The organism is Bremerella volcania, from assembly GCF_007748115.1.
In the GTDB taxonomy this organism is placed as follows: Bacteria; Planctomycetota; Planctomycetia; order Pirellulales; family Pirellulaceae; genus Bremerella; species Bremerella volcania.
The window spans coordinates 2,285,992-2,306,367 of record NZ_CP036289.1 but is presented as its reverse complement, the minus strand read 5'-3'; the positions used below and the strand labels follow the sequence as shown (position 1 = coordinate 2,306,367).

Annotated in this window: 20 protein-coding genes; 12 read left to right on the top strand and 8 right to left on the bottom strand. The window is 57.6% G+C overall.

Annotated features, from left to right (window positions below; all coding sequences use genetic code 11):
• The first annotated feature begins 61 nt into the window (after positions 1-61).
• The 3 genes from Pan97_RS09550 (at position 62) to Pan97_RS09540 (ending at position 4,249) form a co-directional block, all read left to right on the top strand.
• Entirely contained in the window at positions 62-1,363 is a 1,302-nt protein-coding gene (locus Pan97_RS09550) for a Gfo/Idh/MocA family oxidoreductase (RefSeq protein WP_144971957.1), read from the top strand.
• A gap of 77 nt (positions 1,364-1,440) precedes the next feature.
• On the top strand, positions 1,441-3,048 hold the full coding sequence (locus Pan97_RS09545) for an ABC transporter permease (RefSeq protein ID WP_144971955.1): 1,608 nt from the start codon (positions 1,441-1,443) through the stop codon (positions 3,046-3,048).
• 64 nt (positions 3,049-3,112) lie between these two features.
• On the top strand, positions 3,113-4,249 hold the full coding sequence (locus Pan97_RS09540; RefSeq protein ID WP_144971953.1) for a DUF1570 domain-containing protein: 1,137 nt from the start codon (positions 3,113-3,115) through the stop codon (positions 4,247-4,249).
• A 127-nt stretch (positions 4,250-4,376) separates the two neighbouring features.
• On the opposite strand, the gene Pan97_RS09535 is transcribed toward Pan97_RS09540, so the two are convergent.
• Together Pan97_RS09535 and Pan97_RS09530 are read right to left on the bottom strand one after the other, a co-directional pair.
• Positions 4,377-5,705 carry a PQQ-like beta-propeller repeat protein gene (locus tag Pan97_RS09535; protein ID WP_144971951.1) on the bottom strand — a complete coding sequence of 443 codons (1,329 nt, stop codon included), beginning with the start codon at positions 5,703-5,705 and terminating at the stop codon, positions 4,377-4,379.
• Positions 5,706-5,763: 58 nt separating this feature from the next.
• Positions 5,764-6,003, bottom strand: a complete 240-nt coding sequence (locus tag Pan97_RS09530) for an FmdB family zinc ribbon protein (protein ID WP_144971949.1) — start codon at positions 6,001-6,003, stop codon at positions 5,764-5,766.
• Positions 6,004-6,081: 78 nt separating this feature from the next.
• Here Pan97_RS09530 and Pan97_RS09525 point away from each other — a divergent pair, with 78 nt between their 5' ends.
• Positions 6,082-6,759 carry an NAD(P)H-hydrate epimerase gene (locus Pan97_RS09525; protein ID WP_144971947.1) on the top strand — a complete coding sequence of 226 codons (678 nt, stop codon included), beginning with the start codon at positions 6,082-6,084 and terminating at the stop codon, positions 6,757-6,759.
• 50 nt (positions 6,760-6,809) lie between these two features.
• Here Pan97_RS09525 and Pan97_RS09520 read toward each other — a convergent pair whose 3' ends face one another.
• From Pan97_RS09520 to Pan97_RS09505, 4 genes are all read right to left on the bottom strand, one after another.
• Positions 6,810-7,298 carry a GNAT family N-acetyltransferase gene (locus Pan97_RS09520; protein ID WP_144971945.1) on the bottom strand — a complete coding sequence of 163 codons (489 nt, stop codon included), beginning with the start codon at positions 7,296-7,298 and terminating at the stop codon, positions 6,810-6,812.
• 37 nt (positions 7,299-7,335) lie between these two features.
• Positions 7,336-8,271 (bottom strand): DNA integrity scanning protein DisA nucleotide-binding domain protein, encoded by a 936-nt coding sequence (locus Pan97_RS09515; protein WP_144971943.1) that lies wholly within the window; start codon positions 8,269-8,271, stop codon positions 7,336-7,338.
• Between the two features lie 145 nt (positions 8,272-8,416).
• A complete protein-coding gene (locus Pan97_RS09510) occupies positions 8,417-9,985 on the bottom strand; it encodes a hypothetical protein (protein ID WP_144971942.1) in 1,569 nt (522 codons plus the stop codon).
• A 373-nt stretch (positions 9,986-10,358) separates the two neighbouring features.
• Complete coding sequence (locus Pan97_RS09505; protein ID WP_144971940.1) at positions 10,359-11,060, bottom strand: HEAT repeat domain-containing protein; 702 nt, start codon at positions 11,058-11,060, stop codon at positions 10,359-10,361.
• 381 nt (positions 11,061-11,441) lie between these two features.
• Between Pan97_RS09505 and Pan97_RS09500 the strand changes: the two genes are divergently transcribed.
• Both Pan97_RS09500 and Pan97_RS09495 read left to right on the top strand, forming a co-directional pair.
• Positions 11,442-11,966, top strand: a complete 525-nt coding sequence (locus Pan97_RS09500) for a hypothetical protein (RefSeq protein WP_144971938.1) — start codon at positions 11,442-11,444, stop codon at positions 11,964-11,966.
• A 197-nt stretch (positions 11,967-12,163) separates the two neighbouring features.
• On the top strand, positions 12,164-13,585 hold the full coding sequence (locus tag Pan97_RS09495; protein WP_144971936.1) for an SPFH domain-containing protein: 1,422 nt from the start codon (positions 12,164-12,166) through the stop codon (positions 13,583-13,585).
• A gap of 69 nt (positions 13,586-13,654) precedes the next feature.
• Here Pan97_RS09495 and Pan97_RS09490 read toward each other — a convergent pair whose 3' ends face one another.
• On the bottom strand, positions 13,655-13,882 hold the full coding sequence (locus Pan97_RS09490; protein ID WP_144971935.1) for a hypothetical protein: 228 nt from the start codon (positions 13,880-13,882) through the stop codon (positions 13,655-13,657).
• Between the two features lie 385 nt (positions 13,883-14,267).
• Here Pan97_RS09490 and Pan97_RS09485 point away from each other — a divergent pair, with 385 nt between their 5' ends.
• The gene (locus Pan97_RS09485) at positions 14,268-15,176 is read left to right on the top strand and encodes a nuclease-related domain-containing protein (protein ID WP_144971933.1); all 909 of its coding nucleotides are present in this window, start codon (positions 14,268-14,270) and stop codon (positions 15,174-15,176) included.
• 31 nt (positions 15,177-15,207) lie between these two features.
• Here Pan97_RS09485 and Pan97_RS09480 read toward each other — a convergent pair whose 3' ends face one another.
• On the bottom strand, positions 15,208-15,744 hold the full coding sequence (locus Pan97_RS09480; RefSeq protein WP_144971931.1) for a hypothetical protein: 537 nt from the start codon (positions 15,742-15,744) through the stop codon (positions 15,208-15,210).
• 15 nt (positions 15,745-15,759) lie between these two features.
• Here Pan97_RS09480 and Pan97_RS26240 point away from each other — a divergent pair, with 15 nt between their 5' ends.
• The 5 genes from Pan97_RS26240 to Pan97_RS09460 all read left to right on the top strand — a co-directional run bounded on the left by Pan97_RS26240 (position 15,760) and on the right by Pan97_RS09460 (position 20,365).
• Entirely contained in the window at positions 15,760-15,921 is a 162-nt protein-coding gene (locus Pan97_RS26240; protein WP_165698679.1) for a hypothetical protein, read from the top strand.
• A gap of 190 nt (positions 15,922-16,111) precedes the next feature.
• On the top strand, positions 16,112-16,504 hold the full coding sequence (locus Pan97_RS09475) for a hypothetical protein (protein ID WP_144971929.1): 393 nt from the start codon (positions 16,112-16,114) through the stop codon (positions 16,502-16,504).
• Positions 16,505-16,733: 229 nt separating this feature from the next.
• Positions 16,734-17,738, top strand: coding sequence for a hypothetical protein (locus tag Pan97_RS09470; RefSeq protein ID WP_196782337.1), 1,005 nt, complete (start codon positions 16,734-16,736; stop codon positions 17,736-17,738).
• A gap of 142 nt (positions 17,739-17,880) precedes the next feature.
• Positions 17,881-18,861 (top strand): MOSC domain-containing protein, encoded by a 981-nt coding sequence (locus Pan97_RS26495; RefSeq protein WP_196782336.1) that lies wholly within the window; start codon positions 17,881-17,883, stop codon positions 18,859-18,861.
• Between the two features lie 148 nt (positions 18,862-19,009).
• A complete protein-coding gene (locus Pan97_RS09460; protein ID WP_165698678.1) occupies positions 19,010-20,365 on the top strand; it encodes an arylsulfatase in 1,356 nt (451 codons plus the stop codon).
• The last annotated feature ends 11 nt before the right edge of the window (positions 20,366-20,376 follow it).

The window sequence follows — 20,376 nt, the reverse complement described above, 5'->3', positions numbered from 1 at the left end:
TGTCTGTTTTACAAGCACATATCCCGGTATATCCCACCTACCACCCACCTAAGGATCATCCATGTCCGAGAAGACGACCAAACCTTCGCCGCAGAAAAATGTCCAGCGTCGTACCTTCCTCAAAGGTTCCGCCGCACTTGGCACCGCCGCTGCGGTTGGCAGCTTGACGATGGCCCGTTCGGCCCATGCCGCTGGTAACGACGAATTGAAAGTGGCTCTGATCGGTTGTGGTGGCCGCGGCAACGGTGCCGCCGTCAACGCGACCAAGGGTGACGAGAACCTGAAGGTCACCGTGCTGGCCGACATCTTCCCGGACAAGGTCGAAGCTTCCAAGCGAATCCTTTCGCGACAGCTGGGCGATCGCCTGGCTGTGACCGACGAAAACTGCTTCAGCGGTTTCGATGCGTACAAGCAAGTGATGGAAACCGACGTCGACGTCGTGCTGCTGTGCACCACGCCGCACTTTCGTCCGGCTCACCTGGAAGCTGCCATTGCCGCTGGCAAGCACGTCTTCTGTGAAAAGCCCGTCGCCATCGACGCCCCGGGTTGCCGCAAGGTGATGGAGACGGTTGAGAAGGCCAAGCAGAAGAACTTGAGCATCGTCAGCGGTCTGTGCTGGCGTTACCATCCATCGGTGATCGCGACGGTCGAAAAGATTAAGGAAGGCCTGATCGGCGACGTCGTTTCGATGCAGGAAAACTACCTGGCCGGTACCCTCTGGCACCGAGGTAACAAGGAAGAATGGTCGGAGATGGAATACCAGATCCGCAACTGGCTGTACTTCACCTGGCTCTCCGGCGATCACATCGCCGAGCAGGCCATCCACAGCATCGACAAGGCGCAGTGGATCATGGACGACCAGCCCCCGGTCAGCTGCTACGGTCTGGGCGGTCGTGAAGTCCGCACAGGAGAAGAGTACGGTAACATCTTCGACCACCACGCCGTCATGTTCGAGTACGCCGGCGGCCAGAAGATGTTCCACTACACCCGTCAGATGGCTGGCTGCTTCAACCAGACCGAAGACTTCATCATGGGCACCAAGGGGAACGCCAAGATTCTCGCCGGTGTGATCGAAGGTCAGAACAACTGGAAGTACGACGGCCCCGGCGGCAACATGTACGACCTGGAACACAAAGCCCTCTACGAAGGCATGCGTTCCGGTAACATCATCAACAACGGTGAGTACATGACCAAGAGCACCATGTGTGCGATCATGGGCCGTATGGCTACCTACACCGGTAAGCAGGTGACCTGGGACGAAGCCTGGAACAGCCAGGAAGACCTGACTCCCAAGTCGTACGAATGGGGCCCCGTCACCATTCCTACCCCGATCGCCGTTCCTGGTAAGACCAAGTTGGTTTAAGCCACGGATCGTGCAAGCGAGCCCGTCGGATTACACTAGAGGCCAGGAATTTCCCTGGCCTCTTTTCTTTTCCGCTTGTGACTTCGCACCTTACCCCAGCTCGACGTCCTCTGCTGCCAGCGGCCCTGTTTGCCCTGACCGCCGCCGCATTGGCTATCGCACTGCTGATCTGGGGCGATCCCCTCTCGGTTCGCTTAACCTTCGCGACGGCCATCTATGCGCTGGCCGTGATCGCGATCACCTTGCCGCCGGCAACCGCGACGAGCCTGCTTCTGTTTCGCTCGAACCTCATCGGCCGAGGCGTACTGGTTTCGCTGCTGACGATATGGCTGTTCATTCCGATCTACGTACACATCGCCGGCTGGCGAGATCTGTTCGGACCGCAAGGATGGCTCGAAATTCCCAGTCCTTTTGACACCAGCGCCAACCTGATCGATGGCTGGACGGGCCTCTTGTGGCTGCACAGCCTGGCCGCGTTTCCTTGGGCCGTGCTCATCACCGGCATGGCCTTCACGCGAAGTTCCGCTGGTCTGGAAGACGATGCCCGGCTGGAAGTCACGCCGCTGGCCGTGCTGGCCAAAGTCACTTTGCGGCAAAACTGGGACGCGGTGCTGGTGGCCGCGGCATGGATCATCGTCACCGTCTTCGGCGAGATGAGCATCGCCAGCGTCTGCAACGTGCGAACCTATGCCGAGGTCGTCTTCACGGGCATTCCGCTGGGGCAATCGACCAGCCAGTCGACGCTCACCGTTGCCCCCGGCACCGTCTTGATCGTCGGTCTGATCTTGCTCACGGCCTGGCTGGCCCATGGTCTGCGACCGGCACCCACCGACGTCGAAGTCAGGCAGCCCAAACTGTTGCCGCTGGGGCATCGCCGAGCCATCGCTTCACTAGCCGTGTGGCTGCTCTTTCTGATTGCCCTCGCGCCGCCGATCGTCGGACTGGTTTACAAAGTGGGAATCACCATCGACCAGGTCGACGGCCAGTTCGTTCGCGGCTGGTCGTTGGCGAAGGTCTTCATGCTTACGCTTAGTAGTGCGAGCATCTACCGTAAGGAACTCCTCTGGACGCTGGCCCTCAGCATGTGCGTGGCGGCCGTGACCACGCTCATCAGCTTGCTGCTTAGCGATCTTGCAACACGCGGCCGCTGGGGAGGCCGCCTGGTCTCGCTGACATGCGCATTGCTTTTCGCATTGCCGGGACCGATCGTGGGGATCGGCATTGCCTGGGGTTCGAACTGGCCATGGCTGGCACCGCTGGCACCACTGATCGACCGAAGCATCTTTGCTCCCACGCTGGCGATCCTCACGGTGACGGTGCCGCTGGTGACCTTCTTTTACTGGCACACGCTCAATGCTTCGCGGCAGCTGTACGAGATGGCCCGCATCGACGGTAGCTCCTGGTGGCGAACGTGGACACGTGTGGTCCTTCCGGCGAATATCCCGGCGATCGTCGCTGGCTCGCTGATCGCGCTGGTGCTGGCAGCTAACGACGTTTCGGCCTCGGTGATGGTGCTTCCGGCCGGCATCGATACCATCTCGCGAAGGATCTTTGGCCTCTTGCACTTCGGCGGAGAAGACAACGTCGCCGGCATTTTGTTGATGAACCTGGGCGTAGTGGCCGTGCTTTCGGTGGCCATCCGCCGCCTGGTCAGTTGGCGCGGTCCTAGCGATTTTGGCGATTGAGTGCCGTAAATCGCAGTCGCGTACTATACTGCCAGTGTCCGTTTGCTTGACCCAAGGAGTCCCGATGCGTTTATGGAATTCACTATCGTTGTTACTCGCGTTGCTCGCCGCGGTCCATCTGTGCGCGGACGAGATCTCGTTTGAACGCGATGGCAATCGAATCGATCTTAAAGGGGAAGTCATCGCCACGCATGAGGCTGGCGTCATTCTGCATACGCCGGACGGGAAGATGTGGCCGATTCAAAATGAGGAGATCGTCCAGCGAGCGAAGACGACCGCTCCCTTCCAATTGCAAACCAAAGAGCAACTGATCGAGACGGTCCTGGCCGAGATGCCGCCAGGCTCGCAGGTGATCGAGACCTCGCACTACATCGTCGCCTACAACACTTCGCGGGCCTACGCCCAGTGGGTCGCCGGGATGCTCGAGCGGCTTCATCGCGGCTTTACCAGCTACTGGACGCAGCGCGGCATGAACCTGGAAGAGCCGCAGCAGCCGCTGGTCGCGCTGGTGTTCGACAATCAAGACAGCTTCGCGCAGTACGGTCAGGCCGAACTGGGAGACGCGGCCAAGAGTGTGATTGGCTTTTACAGCATGCACACGAATTACGTCGTGATGTTCGACCTGACCGGCGGCGGAGCAGGGGACGCGTCGCGCCGCACGATCGGCATTCGAGACATTCAGCGGCTCATGTCACGGCCTGACTTCCAGTGGAGCCTGGCCACGATCGTGCATGAAGCGACCCACCAGTTGGCCTTCAATGCCGGTCTTCAGCAGCGTTATGCCGACGTGCCGCTGTGGTTCTCGGAAGGGCTGGCCATCTACTTCGAGACGCCGGACGTTTCCAGCAGCCGCGGCTGGCGAGGCATCGGACAGGTCAGTGCCCCGCGGCTGAAGCAGTTCCAGCAAGCGGCCCGCGAAAGCTCGCAGCCCTTTTTGCCGGACATGCTGATCAATGACGACTCGCTGCGCAAAGCAGCGACCGCGATGGATCGCTACGCCCAGGCCTGGGCCGTGACGTACTTTCTGCAGAAGCGTAAGCCGGAACAGTACGACGCCTACCTCCAAGAGCTTTCCGAGATTCAACCACTGCACGATCCCTCGCAAGCCGAACGCGTTCGCTTGTTCCAAAAACACTTCGGTGCGGATCTAACCGAACTCGAAAACGAAGTCCGCCAGATGATGCTTGGCTTGCGGCCGTAAGTTTCTGGCGAAGAAGGTTTAGCCACGGAGGGCACAGAGAGCACTGAGGGAAGAAGGGAAGAGTGACCACGGATTACACGGATGGTCACTCTTCCCATCCTCCCTCCGTGGCAAAACCTCGTCCAAATTACTTCTCTTCACGAATGCGGTAGAGGTTCTCGGCGGTGCGGATGACCAGGTTGCCGTCCAGGAAGATGGGGTTGGCCATGATGCGTTCGCCCAGGTCGTTTTCGGCGATCACGTCGTACTCGTCCCCAGGCTTGATCACAGTCGTCATGCCGGACTCGCTGCAGAAGTAAATGCGACCGTTGGCGTACGTCGGCGAGGCGGCGTAGTTGCCGCCCATGCGGCTGGTCCACACTTCCTGGCCCGTCGCCGCATCAACGCAGGTCGCCACGCCACGATCGCTGACCATGTAGATTCTGCCGTCGACGACGACCGGCGAAGGGGTCGTGGGAACCTGGCGGCTGAAGGTCCATTCGATGTGCGAGTCGGTCACGTCCCCCTCGCCATCGGTGCGAATCGCAAACAGTTGAGGACGCATGAAACCGGAGCAGATGTAGACGGTTCCGTTGTCAAACACCGGAGCTGGTACGTTCGAGAAACCGCTGCCGTGATCAGCACGCCATAGCTCTTTGCCCGACTTGGGATTGTAGGCACAAACCCACTGGGCACCTGGGATGATGACCTGGGTTTGACCGTTTACCTCGACCACCAGCGGCGTGGCATACGCCTTCTTACGATCGCCGTCGTCGGTACGGAAAGGAGGCCGCTGGGTCTTCCAGGCGGTCTCGCCGGTCTTCTTATCGACGGCGGTGATGTACTGCTCGTTCACCCCGTCGCACGTCAGGATCACCAGGCCCCCCACGACCACCGGCGAACTGCCAGGACCGACGTTGTATTCGAGGGCATTTTCGTTGTTCCTCCAAATGACCTCGGCCGTCTCGGTATCGATGCAGCACGCGCCGTAGGTTCCGAAGTAGCAATAAACGAACTTGCCTTCGGCAACCGGGGTGGGCGAGGCGTACGAATTGGTCAGATGCACCGGCAGTGGATCGGTCACGTGAAACAGGTCTACCGTACGCAAGAGCTTGCCGGTCTTGTAGTCGACTTCGACGGCTTTCAAATCGACGGTCGATGCAAGGTTCGATTGATCACGCTGAAATGGCTTGGCGTCTTTCAGGCGTTCGTTCTTCTCCTCTTCCGACAGCAGCGTCACCAGGGCGGTGGTCAGCCAGATCTTGTCACCCACCAACACCGGCGACGACCACCCTTTGCCGGGGATGGCTGTCTTCCAAACGACGTTCTCGTCGGCCGACCACTTCAACGGAACGTTCTTCGCCGGGGCGATGCCGTCGCCACTGGGTCCGCGGAATTGCGGCCAGCTTTCGGCCGAGGCCGCACCGGTCCAAAGTCCCGTCACAAGAGCAAGCGTAAGTAGGCGAAAGATGGTCATGGGCGAGAACCTGATTGGGTGGGAAGGAATTAGGAGAGAGAGGATTGGCGAAGTGAACTTAACCGAACTGGCAACCGCCGCTACCGCATTGAGGCAGACCACAGCCGCCGCCACTGCTGGGCATCGGTCCGCATACCGGAAGCGAATTCGACTTGCCGCCGGTATGTGCGGCAGGCACGCTCCAGGCCTTTTCCAATTGGGTACTGCCACACTCGGGGCACTTGGGCTTTTCGCTGCCACGCACTAGCAACTCGAACTGGCTGTGGCAGGCCTCGCATGTGAATTCAAACAGGGGCATCGGTTCACCTGAAATCAAAATCGGATAGAGTCAAGTAAGCTCACCGTATTGTAAATCATAACCCAGGAAACTCCATCCATGTCGGATCGACCCTTGCTTACCCGAGAACAGTCGCGCGCCGTCGACGTGCTGGCCGCCGAGAAATACCACATTCCAGGGGTGATTCTCATGGAAAACGCCGGGCGGGGCAGCGCCGAACTCTTGATCGCTCGCCGGCCTGCCAGCGTGCTGATCTGCTGTGGGCCGGGCAACAACGGCGGCGACGGCTACGTCATTGCCCGACACCTGGACCTGGCTGGCATACCGGTGAGAATTGCCTTGCTGTGCCCTCGCCAGCGAATCCAGGGGGACGCACTGATTAATTTTACGATTCTCGAAGCCGCTGGCATTGAGATTCTCGATTTCGCCGATGAGTCTCTTTGCCCGTCGTTTGCCCAGTCGCTTGATAGGGCTGACTGGGTGATCGATGCGATGCTGGGGACCGGCGTCACTTCGCCGCCGCGCGAGCCAATCGCGTCGGCCATTGGCCAAGTGAATGCGGCGACGGCCCAAGTCATGGCGATCGACATTCCCAGCGGCCTCGACTGCGACAGCGGCGTGCCTTACGAGCCAACGATCGTCGCCGACTTCACCGCGACGTTCGTGACCTCGAAGCCTGGCTTCGCCAAACCATCGGCCGAGCCGTATGTGGGTGAAGTCCACGTCGTCGACATCGGCACACCCCAAGCACTGCTGCGCGAAGTGTTTCGATCGTAGAGGGATCTCTTGTCCCCTCTCCCCCGCCTCGCGGTGGAGAGGGGACAGGATTAGGACACAACAGGCTTCTTGAAGAAGCTCATCGCGTCGGTAGCCGGGTTGCCTTCGACGAAGCCGTGGCGCAGATACAGTTGGCGGGCTCGGTTATCGGCTCGGACTTCGAGCGTGACGAACGCACAGGCCTCTTCTTTCGCGAGTTGATCGACCGCCTGAAGCAGGGCACTGCCGACACCTTGACCGCGCGCTTCCGGGGCGACGGCCAGGTCATGGATATTGATCAGCGGCCGGGCTTTGAAGGTCGAGAAACCGAGGAAACAATTTGCCAGCCCGACGAATCGCCCTTCGAACTGGGCCAGGAGCCCGCGAAATTGATCGACTTGCCGCAAGCGCGGGATCAAATTCTCGTGCACCTCGGGGGGCAGCGGAGCGTCGCTCCCCATCGGGTCTTGCGAGTATTGATCCAACAAATGCACTAGCGCTTCGGCGTGCCGCAGATCGTTTAAATCGATGCGAATGATCTCGCCAGAAAATGCAGGCATACGTGAACCTCGCCTGGGAAAAGCAACGTGGCGGTGACTAATCGTTCGCGCTTTGAATATTGTCGAAGTCGAGATCCTTCCACTTCATCGCCCGCCGTGAAGGCTCGATGCGTAGTACGACTTCACCGTCCTGGAACAAGCGAACCGTTCCGTTTGACTCGCTGACGGCAATGGAGATGCCCTTGGTCTTTTTACTGATCGCGGCCGCGGCCCAATGACGAGCCCCGAGCCCTTTGCTTAACGTCACGTTGGCCGAGGTGACGTCGAGCATGCGACACGCGGCTTCGACCGTACCATCGGCGGCAATCACGAACGCTCCGTCCAGTTGGGCGAGTTCCTTGAGGTTCTCGCGAACGCTGCGATCGGCGATGTTGCGTTCTTTCTTGGCGTATCCCTTCGCCGGATCGAAGCCACTGGGGGCGCTGTTGGCCAACACCTTGCGATGATCCCCCACGACGAAGCAGGTACCCACCGGCTTCCCTTCGCGCCCTTCACGGCCGATCTCGACGGCCAGGTCGACGACGATCTTGAGGGTTTCCAGCGGCACGCTCGTTTCGAGCTTGCGAAGATCGCGCGAGGTCAGTCGGCCCAGGCGTTCATCGAGGCGAATGAAGCTGATCGTATCGATGCGTTCTTCGTCGAAGCCGCTATACAGGGCAACCACTTTGGCCCCGGTGGAAAGCTGATCGTTGGCGACCGCCTCGACCAGTGCGTGCATCAGCTTTTCGAGGATGGGGCTCTCTTCCAGTTCGACCACCACGCCGTGCAGGTCGGTCTCGTCGATGCCTTCCAGGAACTCTTCGCGATCAGCAGCGACGATGACCTTGTGGTCATCGGCCACGGCCTTGAGCTTGTCCCACTCTGGCTGGCCATCCACGAAAATGAGTACCGCGTCCGCCTCGGCGATTTCGAGCATTCGAATCGCGAGCTTCAGAAACTCGGTGAACTGACTCGAGAGCTTTTGATATTTCATCCTCGGCGGAGTTTCATTCCCAGAAGTAAAGCCGGCTATCAACGCGCATGTGCCGACAATCGTAGGACAGATCTCCTCCACTGACAAGCGCTGCCCACGCATTTCAGGACCAGGGACAGCCAATTTTTAGAGAAACCGTCTGCGATTAGTCGTGAGACGCTTGCAGGATCTCGGCGGTGCGACTGCCTGGCTTGGTTCCGAAGACAAGCTGGTCGTACAAGACCAATGCGTGCAGCGCGTGCCCCTTGGGGCCGATGCTCCACTCATGCTTCGGATTCCGCTCCAGGATCGTGGTAATGTAGTTCACGGCCCGCACGATTTCAGGCGAAGTCAGCTCTTCGGGCGGCAGCGAGAAAATCAGGAACTCCAGGATATGACCGGAGGTCTGAATGCGACGGTCGACGTCGCGGTCCATGCCGCGTCCCTCGAACCAATTGGTGCTGAAGCTGCCGTCTGGGTTCTGAATCTGAAACGAATGCTGGTGGTAGGCGTTGATGTACTCTTCGGCCTTGGCCCAGACGCCATCCATCGGCAAGCCGGCCTTCTTGCGGCTGGACACGGCAAACGCAATGCCGGTCAATCGGTGCGTTCCACCGCAGGCCGCACCCACCACCTTCTGCGTGATTTCTTCTTTGAGCAGCCGCTCCAGGCTCCACTCTTGCCCGTCGCGCGAGGTCCACTTGGCGTCCGCTGGCAGGTAATAGGAAAGAGAGATCAGCTTGAAGGTCAGTTCCGACTTCGGCTGGCAGGTCTCTTTCTCGAACTCGATCAGGTCGGCGACGGTGAACGACTGACCGTCGACTTGGATCTCGAACGAAGCAGGCACGTAGCTCTGGGCGAGCATGGCCAGGAACTGACCGTGATGCCCTTGGACGCGCGGCCCTTGCCGGGCTTCCAGTTTGCCGTTTTTGATTTCAAACAGACGATGGCCGCGACAAGGCTTGTTCCAGCAGATCCAACCGATCGTGCTGACCGGCTGGCGATACTGGGACGTGCGGATCAGGGCATCGACGCCCCACGGCAAAAAGCCATGCATCGTCTCCCACACGTCGTCCTTCGTGGCATCGGATGGCTGGGCTCGATAGTAATAGTTGAGCACCCTGGCGATGCGTGGCTGCAGCGATCGCACTTCCGGCGGCAGCGGCTTCTCGACTTGGGGCTCGTCTTCGGTTACTGAATCGGCCGGCTTGGTGGCCTTCTTCTCAGCCTCCGCGCCTTCCTCTTTGATCGGCTTGGCGTCTTTGTCCTGCATCAGCGGAGCCGGCTGCCGCGATTCGGCTTCGGCTGGCTTGCCTGGCTCTTCTTCTTTCTCTTCGGACTTGAGCGCATCGGCAGGTACATCCATCGCCTTGGATGGGTCCGGCTTCGCCTCAGCATTTTGACTCTTTTGCTCACTCTTCTCTGCTGGTGCATCCTCACCAGGAGCGGCATCCCCAGCAGTCTCGCCAGACTTCTCGTCTTGCTCAGCAGGGGGAACCACTTCCCCCTTGGGTTCTTCCGCAGGAGGAGCTGGTTTGAAGGGGTCGTTCTTTTCTTGCGGGACCGCCGCAATTCGGATCATCGGCTTGTCGGCTGAGAGTTCCACCGGAGTGCCGTCCGCATGACCCAATATCGGAGCCACAACTACTTCTTGAGCGAGCGTCGTGGTCATCGAGAGCGTTGTCGTACCCCAGAACGCGATCGCGCCGAGGAGGTTCACATTCCGTCTTAGCATGCGTCTTCGTCTTTAGTTCTTAGGCAGCCTGGTGGATGGGCATTGAGGCTGCGAGAGAGTCATCAAACAGTTCAAACCGAAACGTGGGGCAAAATGCGTGATGTGGCGTGGTTTCTCGCACAAGCGGCTGAGAAAGATGAAATACCGCGTTGTCGTTGCGAGGCTCATGCATCTTCGTTTCTGGTTTCAGTTATACGGCACGCCACGCTAATAGCAAACGGCATCCCTGGCGGTTGAACTGAAATGAAACCGACGCCATTCCCAGTTTTTGCGTCCCCATCAACATTGGTCAATTGGCGTAAGATGGGAATCCGTAACCGCACCAATTTTTCTAAAGTCAGCGCTTGCCGGTTATGCCAATCGCAAAGGACAACTACCGAAAAAAGCTGGGCACAATTTGATCGGCAATCGAATAAGGGGGCGGCTCAGGATTGCCACCCATGGCAAACTCGCGCCACTTGGCCGTGTCGCCTTGGTAGTCGACATTGCTGGTTCTGCGTAATGATTCGATGGCAGCGAAACGCATTGCCGGATCCCGTGCATCGAGCGCCGGCACAAGCGCCTCTTTCGCTTTCTGAGTTTTGTACTGGCCCAGCGCCGTCGCGGCCGCGATCCGCACATCATAGTCCCGATCACGGATCAGTACGTCGGCCAGGGCGTCGATCGCTTCGGGATTCTTCGATTCACCCAGCGCAACGACGGCTTCGCGACGCACGTCGGCAGCGCTATCGTAAATCGACGACTTCATCGCCGCGAACGCCTCGGGAGTGTTCAATTTAGCTAAGCTGCGCAGCATATGAACGCGGATCACTTCGTTCTTCTCTTCCGGAAGGGCCTTGGCGATCTTGGCGGCCTCTTCCGATCGCCGCTCGGCCGACATGCCGCGAGCACCGGAAGCCAAATCGTCCAACGCTTCAATCCGCTGAATTGGGGTCGGGCCATATTTGGCGAGGTCTGCTGGATCGTCTTTGTCCCACCAAATGATTGGGTCGACGATCGCTCCGTTCGAGGCACATCCGGTCAGCCCCAAAACAAGGGCGATCAGGATTCCGCAAAGCGGGGACTGCTGGTCCATGAATATTTGTCCAACTGGCCTAGGATTAAAGACTTTTTGCGACGTAACCGCACAGACGCTACCAAAATGATCGGCCCTGTTCCAGGCGAATTCCCACTCAATTTTTATGCCTACGATTGGCCCCTTAAAAAGTTCTAGAGATTGTTTCCCACCACACCAAAAACCTGATATGGTAACGGCTTAGCGTGATCTTACGGGCCGCCACAGACATCGCTGTTGGCCGATGCATCCCAAGATTCCACGCAATCCAGCGAAACACTGGCGGAGATTTCACTGAAATTCAAAGCCAACTTCGCCTTAGCACATGACAACTCATCGCACAGTTCATCGAGACACGCGTTACAGCGTCTCTTGCTCTTTACCCCCAATGGGAGGCCTCCGGTGATCGATCCTCAACAACATGCCAAGAATCGAGGGCTCGTCGAGTCGATACTCCAGTACATCCCTGGTTTTTCCGGCTACCTGGCCCGCGAGTATCGCCGCGAGAGCGATAGCATGACCCGGAACTTCCTGGCCGACAAACTTCAGAAGTCGAAGAAGGGGCTCGACGAGTATGGCAACACACTGGTCGGCCTGGGTGCCATCGATCAATTGCCGATGCTCGAGCGTCTTCGCAGCCGATTGGATCTGGCCATCAATCGACTGAAGTCCCAGATGCCAGGCTACAGCGGCTTCTTCGACTTCGTGCAAGTCGACGAAGAACTGCTGACCGACATTTACGAACACGACCTGGCCCTCGTCCAACAAGTCGATGGCCTGGCAAACGAAATCACGAACCTGGGCACCTCGCAGCTGACCCCAGCCCAAGTGGTGCCGGAGATCACCGCGAAGATCGATGGCCTATTGGCCAAGATCGATCATCGCGAAAACATGCTCAAAGGCGTCGCCGCCGGCGGGGATGCCTGATAGTAAACATAGGAACGAGTACCGTTCTCTTCTCCAGTCCCAATTCCTGTCCCCTCGCCCCTGCGGGGAGAGGGTTAGGGTGAGGGGGCGAACTGGGTACCCGCTTCACCAACCCTCACCCTAGCCCTCTCCCTTGGGAAGGGAGAGGGGACAAGAATTAACATCGCTAATAAACGTCATAGAAAGAGAGAACCCTGATGAGCCTGCAATTGGAAGTCATTCAGTTTTTCGATAACTCGAATCGCTCCATCGTGCATCGCATGCCGCCTGAGGGCTCGGCCGCCATTAAGTATGGTGCCCAACTGATCGTGCAGCAGAATCAGGAAGCCGTCTTCTTCATGGACGGCAAGGCGATGGATTCGTTCAGTCCTGGCCGCTATACGCTGCAGACGCAGAACATCCCGCTGATCACCAGCATTCTCACCATTCCGTGGGAAAAGTCTCCATTTCAGGCGTCGGTCTATTACTTCGGTAAACAGACCTTCCTTGATCAAAAATGGGGCACGCGACAGCCGATCACCATCCGCGATCGCGACTTCGGCATGATCCGCCTGCGAAGCTTCGGGAAGTTCTCGTTCCGCGTGGTCGACGCTCCGCTGATGCTCAACACGATCGTCGGTACCCAGGGCAAATACACCACCGACGAAGTCAGCAGCTACCTGAAAGACCTGATCGTTTCGCGTCTGACCGACCTGCTCGGTACGTCTCAGATCAGCATGTTGGACCTGCCGAGCAAGTTCGACGAGATCGCCGCCGGGACGCGCATCAAAGTCACCGACGACTTTGCCAAGTACGGGCTCGAACTGGTCGACTTCTTCATCAACGCGATCACGCCGCCTGAAGAAGTTCAAAAGGCGATCGACGCTCGCAGCAGCATGGGAGCGATCGGCGATCTTCGCGCCTTCACCATGTACCAGGCCGCCAACAGCATGAGCAAGATGGCCGAGAACAGCGGGGAAGGGGGTGGCGCCGGCCCCGGTGCGATGCAAATGGGCATGGGTGCCGGCTTCGGCATGATGATGCCCGGCATGATGCACGCCGCCATGCAAGGGTATCAGCAACCCGGTGCACCGCCGATGGGCGGACCAGGCACCCAGCCGATGGGCGCTCCGACCGGACCGAACCCAGGACCTGCCCCAGCCGCCGCCATGGGCGGAGCCATGAGCTTCGACGACCTGCAAGGCAGCAAGGGTGCCGCCCCCACGCCTAAGTTCAGTGCGAAGGACATCGTCAAGGCAGTCGCCCAAACCAGCAACTGGCCGCTGATCGAAAACAGCGAAAGCGACTGGACCATCAACGTTCCGGTCAGTTCGCTGCGCAAACAAAACGTACACGTCACCTTCGGCCAGAAGGATGACGACGGCAACGAACTGGTCGTCTACCACAGCCTGTGCGGCCCAGCCAACGAACGCAACGCGATGGCCCTGCTGCGCTACAACACGAAGATGATCCACGGAGCATTCGCCGTCGAAAAAGGAGACGCCGGCGAAGTGATCACCGTCCGAGCCAACCAACTGGCCGACGCCGTCGACCAACTGGAAGTCACCAAAACCATCACCGCGATTGCATGGCAGGCGGATAAGGTGGAGGAGAAGATTTTGGGGACGGATAATTATTAATTAGCAGTCCGCCTCACGTAGTGACCACGACATGAACTGCCACTGCATTTTTTAAGCCCCAAAGGAGCGCTAGATAATAGCCTCTGATTCGCGCTGCGGTACGCCTGCCTGCATGGCGGCCTGAAACGCGGTTTCCTCCTGGGCCTCCTGGCGACGGATAATGGCCTCCAACGTCGGCCCCTCCGGCCGCTTCATGCGCTTGCCCCCTGCCATCGTCGGGGGCGTAAACTCTTGCCCGGCTTCTCCTCCACTGGCTCGCCTGACAACACCATCAACACCTCCCCACAGCAAGGGCAAAGAAGCCGATCCCCCTCGCGCACGGCGACCTGAGGGCTGTGCTCCGAAGAGCCAGCTCCGTGATTTTCAGGTTGGGGTGCGTGGTGGTTCAACATGGTGAATGACGGTGTGAAAGCAAAGCCCCACGCCAGCTACGCAGCGGACGCGGGATCAGGCAGAAGTGACGTGCCCAGGGAGATTTCCTGGGGCATGGTTTAGGTATACCAGCCTGATCGTGCGGGAAGATAGTGCGCGCGGGATTTCATTGTGAAGAACCTATGAAGAGATGATGCGGAAAGTGCCTATGCCCCTGTCCTATCTATATGCAGAATATCTATCTATGTATAAGGTGTGACAACATTCCCCAACTCTATTTCCTATAACACCATCACTCTCACCACACCTTATGCTGATCGAATATCTCAAGATACTCTTGCCCGTGGCGGTTATCTTTTTCGCATTCTTGCCTCCGACCGCTTTACTCTTGTTTGCTCATCGTCTTCGCATGCAGCGTAAGACACCTTTAACTAAAGATCTTTTGCGCCCGCCAGGACACTCACTTCGTCTGGTCTATGATGAGTTACGGGAAAAAATCGACATGTATCTCGTCATGACCATCATACTCCCAGTCACCGGGCTCTCTGCCTACCTCCTTTGGGACCAATCCAAGTCTGAACCGATCGTTACTGCCGTAGCGATTTCCTTGGCAATCCTGTTTTGGGAATTGTTGCTACTTTGGCTAATGTGGAAGAGTGTACGTAAGGCCCATCAAATCCGCGTAGGACTCGATGGTGAAATGGCCGTTGCGGAAGAACTCAACTTACTCATGCTCGAGGGCTGTCGGGTTTTTCATGATGTACCCATCGAATATGGCAATATTGATCATGTGGTTGTTTCGCCAAGTGGCGTATTTGCCATAGAGACGAAAACGGTTACTAAACTTCCTGAGAAGGGGATGAACGCAAAGGTGTCCGTCGACAGCAAATCAAACGTGATTCATTTCCCAAACTTTGATTTCAAGATCAATCTTGATCAAGTCGAGACCCAAGTTCGATGCCTTACAGATTTCCTTTCCGAATCCACAGGAGATCAAATTCAAGTCAAACCGATCATCGTGATTCCCGGTTGGTACGTCGAACGTACATTTGGCCAACAAAAGGTTCGGGTCATCAACCCGGCACTCGCTCGCCAGTATCTTTGCACTTCCACAAAAAAGTTGAACAACGAACAGATTCAACGAATCGTCTTCCAATTAAACCGAATTTGCCGTGATGTCGAACCTTCTCTAAAACACAAACAGGAAACTCTGTCCTAAAAAAGTATCTTAGGCTGGGCCTATCACTTCGTTACGGAAGCGTCACAACAAAGACAAGAGCCTCCTCGTCATCCAACCCGTCTGACCACTCTGGGTTGTAGGCGCGATAGGAAACGCCACTGCTTATCGATACAAACCCGTAGGCGATCAGGTGATATTCATCTCCATACTTCCATAAGACGCCAAGCCACTTTTCACTGATGACCGGAAATGGAAAACCGCGGATTTCGTCTGAATCCCTAACAGTGCCTTGAACCTCAACGGTAACAGTTCCCCGAAAGACTTGGCGGATATCCGGATTGTCGGTCACCAGAAAGGGAAGCGTGATTTCGTCGACCGGTTCGATCTCTAAGAACCAGCCGCGACTATTAACGTGGACGTAGCTCGATGCCTCAGGCAAGGGAGTGACAGAATTCTCCAACACCATCCACAACGGCATCTTCGAGTCAAAAACACAAATGCCAAGATCACCGATGTAGAAGTTGAACCCTTCACATTTGAATCGCCGTGGGGTTTTCGGAGTTGCCGTGTCGAAGAATGCGTATCCGTATTTGTCTGGCTCAATCACGAAGTTGACCTAGATATGACTTACGTCTCCACCTCACCGAACCAACTGTATCAAAATCACATCCCCGGCAAAGCACCCGCCTTTATAGCAAAGCTGCTTCCCGCCACCACCGCCAGCGAATTTCTCCTGACACGCATTGCGGATAAGCCAGCCGGGGCCGTTGACGGAGCCGGTTAGATCGATGGCTCCGTCGGAATCGAAGTAGCTCGCTCGGCCGTAGTCGTAGTTTTCGCCGCCGAGGTAGGTGCTGTAGGTGAGCTGGCGGAAGTCGGGGGATAGAATGACGGCGGGTACCGTTCCAGGTAGTGCAGAGCTACATAGCGCACGTACGATTTTATACCTCTAGACCAGGCAGGCACCACCGACGATGTTTTCCTTCTTCAAACGGCTGTTCTCTTCCGAGAGCGGCCCAGTGCAGTCGAGCGGCCCAATCGAGCCACCGGTGATTCACTTGCAGCCCTCCGCAGTGGAACAATTCGAAGCCCTGATCGAAATCGACGCGGACTATAACCTGGCCGACAACCATATTCGCATCGGCCAGAACCAAGAGATCCGGGGGCGTTTCGCTCCCACCATTTCGATTGAGGCCCGTGGAGACATGCGTCCTGAAGAAGACTTTCTGGTGCATTCGAACGGCGTCACGTTGGTCGTTGCCCGGAATGTGGCACGGCACTTGAACGACACGATGATCTCGTTCGTCGATACGCCAGGCCGCCGGGGCTTTAAGTTTGAAGGGCCGTCGTTCGATGGAAGCCCTTAGACGCCGTGCGAATTCTCGATGCGCGGACGATGATTCTTCACATACGGCTTGCCTGAGCCAGGCTGCCAATCGCGCAGTGGCTAACCATTATTCGCGTTAGGAAAACTATGACGGCTACCGTACGATGAAACCCGTTTTCGCCTTTTTTTTCCGATAAGTAAACTACGAAGCCAGACGCTGCAAATACTGGCATTTCGAATCAAACTTATAGAAATTAGGGCGGGAAGTCATGAAGTTTACTGCGGCCATTTTATTTGCGGCCTTTGCCTTGAGCGGTGCCGCCAGCTGGGCAACCGCCGGGGAACTGTACGAGCCATGTGATCTTGCTTGTGCGACGTCTTGTTGTGCTAGCGACAGCTGCTGTGGGTGTTCGTCTTGCGATGGTTGCGGCTTGGGCATGCTCGATCTGCTTCATCCGAGCGATCACTGCTTCGACGACTTCATCAGCCCGATGATTAACTTCGTGTTTTTTGAAGATCCACGCACGGTCACCGAGCTTCGCCCGATCTTCGTGAATCACTGGGTGCCCGGCACCATCGGAAACAACATTCCCGCTGGCGGCAACGTGCAGTTGTATGCGGCCCAGTTTCGCGTTGCGTTGACCGATCGCTTGAGCGTGATTGCCACCAAAGACGGCTTCATCGTCGATAACACCAACGGCTCGCTCGACGGCCTTTTGGACGATGGCTGGGCGGACGTCTCGGCCGGTCTGAAGTACAACCTGCTGCGTGATCCTTGCTGCGGCACCATCGTTTCGACCGGTTTCACTTACGAACTTCCGGTGGGCAGCAGCGACGCTCTGCAAGGGCAGGGAGACGGCGAGTTCCACCTGTTTCTGACCGGCGGTCAACGTCTGTGGGATGGCGACGCTCACATTCTGTCGAGCATTGGCTATCGTTTGCCAGCCGACTCAAGCCTGCAGTCTTCGGCGATTCACTGGTCGAACCACTTCGACGTGCGATTGACCGATAAGGTTTACCTGTTCACCGAACTTGCCTGGTGGCACTGGACCGATGATGCTTCGCAAGGGGCCGCTTTGGGTGTGGCCGGGCACGACCTGTTCAACCTCCGTGTGAACGACGTCGCCGGCAACGACCTGGTCACGCAGAACATCGGCATGCGATACAAGCCGACCGGACACCTGGAAACGGGTATCGCTTATGAATTCCCGCTGACCGGTTTCAAAGACGTCACCGACAGCCGCCTGACGGTCGACATGATCTTCCGTTACTAAAAAATAAGTCACTCCAATTCCGCCGCCAAAGCCGCTTGAGTCCTCAAGCGGCTTTTTTTATGCTTTGCCAGGCCGCGAACCTGACCTGCCGGATGCTTGTCAATCGGAAGTGCCTTCGCAAACTTCCTGTTAAGAACCGTGCATGACCGACAAAGAGTTTCTTAGTGCATTTGAAGACTGCACGCTTCCGCCTGAGCGGTGGACGCACGCGGCCCACGTTCGCGCAGCGGTGCTGTATGCTTCGCGAAACAGGTGGGAAGAATCGGTCCGCTTGATGCGTTCTCGGATTCAAGCCTACAACGCGGCGACCGATACACCGGAGGAGCTCGAGCGGGGCTATCACGAAACGCTCACCCTGGCGTTCATGCGATTGATCTATGCGGCCCATCTTCAGGACGGTACGTTCACCAGCGCGGCGGCGTTCATGGATCGGCACCCAGAGTTGCTCGACAAGAAAGCCCTCTTGCGCTATTACTCGCGCGAGCGAATCTTAACCTGGGACGCGAAACAGCGATTCGTGCCTCCCGATCTTCACCCTCTTCCCAATTTGATAGGCGAGACGATGCCAGAGCATCTTACGTTAGAACAGTTACACGAAGGCCTGCCGCATATCCAACAATCGCCGAGCGACGAAGGCACGCTGGAAGCAATCGTCATTCGCCCCAAGACCAACGAGCGAAGCCAACTGGCCCACTGCGAACTGAGCCTGGAAGGTGGCGTGCATGGCGATAACTGGGCACTGGGCTGCTGGAAATCGCTGCCAGATGGTTCGCCGCATCCCGACGTACAGGTCGCCATCGCGAACACGCGGGCGATAGACCTGATCGCGGGGGACCCCGGGCGATGGGCGCTGGCCGGGGATAACCTTTACGTCGACTTCGATTTGTCGGCTGAGAATCTACCGGCCGGGCAGCAACTGGCGATCGGCGACGTGGTGCTGGAAATCACCGAGATCCCGCACAACGGCTGCAAAAAATTCTCGGATCGTTTTGGCAGCGACGCGGTGAAGTTCGTCAATTCAGCGATTGGCAAACAGCTGCATCTGCGAGGCATTTATGCCCGGGTGGTAAAGTCGGGCGTCGTGCGTGTTGGCGATGCGATTCGCAAATTATCAGCCACCTAGGCGGGGTGCTGAACTGAGGCAGCGGCGGGAAAAATCCATTTCTTGGGCCAGTTCGCCTGATTTTCCCGTAAGATATCGGGGGAAACGACAAGAAATAGGGTTAGCTAAGCCCCTACTAACCCTTCCTCCCTCCTTATCTTCGGTCGCCATGATTCATCGCACACTTCTGCTAGTCCCCCTACTTTTCTGCTTCCTATCAAGCACCTACGCCGCGGATACCAAGCAGCCCAACATCATTTACATCATGTTGGACGACGCCGGGTACAACGATTTTGGTGCAATGGGATCGAAGCACGTGCAAACTCCGGTCTTCGATCGGATGGCTGCCGAAGGGATGCGTTTCACCGATCACTACAGCGGCTCGGCCGTGTGTGCACCAACACGCTGCGTACTGATGACCGGCCTGCACACCGGGCATTGCCGGCGCCGCGACAACCAGGCCAAAGCCAACCGCGATAAGACCGACGAAAACGGTTTGGTCTTTTTGAAAGATGAAGACGTTACCGTGGCCGAGGTAATGCAGAAAGCGGGCTACGTGACCGGCGGGATCGGCAAGTGGGGGCTCGGCAACCCAGGGCACGAAGGCACGCCCGACAAGCAAGGCTTCGATCACTTCCTGGGTTATCTCGATCAGGTCCACGCGCATTCGTACTACACCGACTGGCTGTGGAACGATGGCGAGCGCATGGAGACCGGCAAGCGTTACTCGCACTACTTCTTCGAGGAAGACACGCTGCGTTTCATTCGCGAAAACCAAAGCAAGCCGTTCTTCCTCTACCTGCCGTACACGCTACCACACGGCAAGTATGAAATCCCTGCCGAGGATCCCGCCTATCAGATCTACCAAGACAAGCAATGGCCCCAAGAGGTCAAGAACTATGCGGCGATGATCACCCGGGCCGACATGACCGTGGGTAAGATTCTGGACCTGCTAAAAGAACTCGACATCGACGACGACACGATTGTGTTCTACACGTCGGACAACGGCCCGAACACGCCGTTCGTGAAGCACCTGCAATCCAACGCTCCTTTCAGCGGCATCAAACGAAGCTTGAAGGAAGGGGGCATTCGCGCGGCGATGACCGTTCGCTGGCCAGGCGTCGTACCGGCAGGGGAAACGAGCGATTTCGTGTGGGACATGCGCGATCTCTTTCCAACCGCGTGCGACCTGGCCGGTATCGATGCTCCTTCCCACCTCGACGGGATCTCGGTGCTGCCCACGCTCAAAGGCCAGTCGCAAGCAGAACGCCCGCATCTGTACTGGGAGTTCCCGGTTCGCTCGCAACAGGCCGTGCGGATGGGCAAGTGGAAGGGATACCGTGAAGGAACCGAAGCCCCGCTTCAGTTGTTCGATCTGACCAGCGACCCCGCCGAGAAGAACAACGTGGCCGGCAATCACCCGCAGATCGTCAAGCAAATCGAGACGATCATGGCCCAGTCGCATGTCCCCAGCGAGTTCTGGCCGCTGGACTCTGGCAATAAAAAAGGGAAAATGAGGCGGTAACCTGCCGCTTA

Bases quoted from the DNA above. Each gene is read 5' to 3' on its own strand.
- Pan97_RS09495 (WP_144971936.1), top strand. From the start codon at position 12,164: ATGAGCCTGCAATTGGAAGTCATTCAGTTTTTCGATAACTCGAATCGC.
- Pan97_RS09520 (WP_144971945.1), bottom strand. From the start codon at position 7,298: ATGCCTGCATTTTCTGGCGAGATCATTCGCATCGATTTAAACGATCTG.
- Pan97_RS09525 (WP_144971947.1), top strand. From the start codon at position 6,082: ATGTCGGATCGACCCTTGCTTACCCGAGAACAGTCGCGCGCCGTCGAC.
- Pan97_RS09505 (WP_144971940.1), bottom strand. From the start codon at position 11,060: ATGGACCAGCAGTCCCCGCTTTGCGGAATCCTGATCGCCCTTGTTTTG.
- Pan97_RS26240 (WP_165698679.1), top strand. From the start codon at position 15,760: ATGACTTACGTCTCCACCTCACCGAACCAACTGTATCAAAATCACATC.
- Pan97_RS09530 (WP_144971949.1), bottom strand. From the start codon at position 6,003: ATGCCCCTGTTTGAATTCACATGCGAGGCCTGCCACAGCCAGTTCGAG.
- Pan97_RS09550 (WP_144971957.1), top strand. From the start codon at position 62: ATGTCCGAGAAGACGACCAAACCTTCGCCGCAGAAAAATGTCCAGCGT.
- Pan97_RS09510 (WP_144971942.1), bottom strand. From the start codon at position 9,985: ATGCTAAGACGGAATGTGAACCTCCTCGGCGCGATCGCGTTCTGGGGT.
- Pan97_RS09535 (WP_144971951.1), bottom strand. From the start codon at position 5,705: ATGACCATCTTTCGCCTACTTACGCTTGCTCTTGTGACGGGACTTTGG.
- Pan97_RS09475 (WP_144971929.1), top strand. From the start codon at position 16,112: ATGTTTTCCTTCTTCAAACGGCTGTTCTCTTCCGAGAGCGGCCCAGTG.
- Pan97_RS09460 (WP_165698678.1), top strand. From the start codon at position 19,010: ATGATTCATCGCACACTTCTGCTAGTCCCCCTACTTTTCTGCTTCCTA.
- Pan97_RS09515 (WP_144971943.1), bottom strand. From the start codon at position 8,271: ATGAAATATCAAAAGCTCTCGAGTCAGTTCACCGAGTTTCTGAAGCTC.
- Pan97_RS09470 (WP_196782337.1), top strand. From the start codon at position 16,734: ATGAAGTTTACTGCGGCCATTTTATTTGCGGCCTTTGCCTTGAGCGGT.
- Pan97_RS26495 (WP_196782336.1), top strand. From the start codon at position 17,881: ATGACCGACAAAGAGTTTCTTAGTGCATTTGAAGACTGCACGCTTCCG.
- Pan97_RS09485 (WP_144971933.1), top strand. From the start codon at position 14,268: ATGCTGATCGAATATCTCAAGATACTCTTGCCCGTGGCGGTTATCTTT.
- Pan97_RS09540 (WP_144971953.1), top strand. From the start codon at position 3,113: ATGCGTTTATGGAATTCACTATCGTTGTTACTCGCGTTGCTCGCCGCG.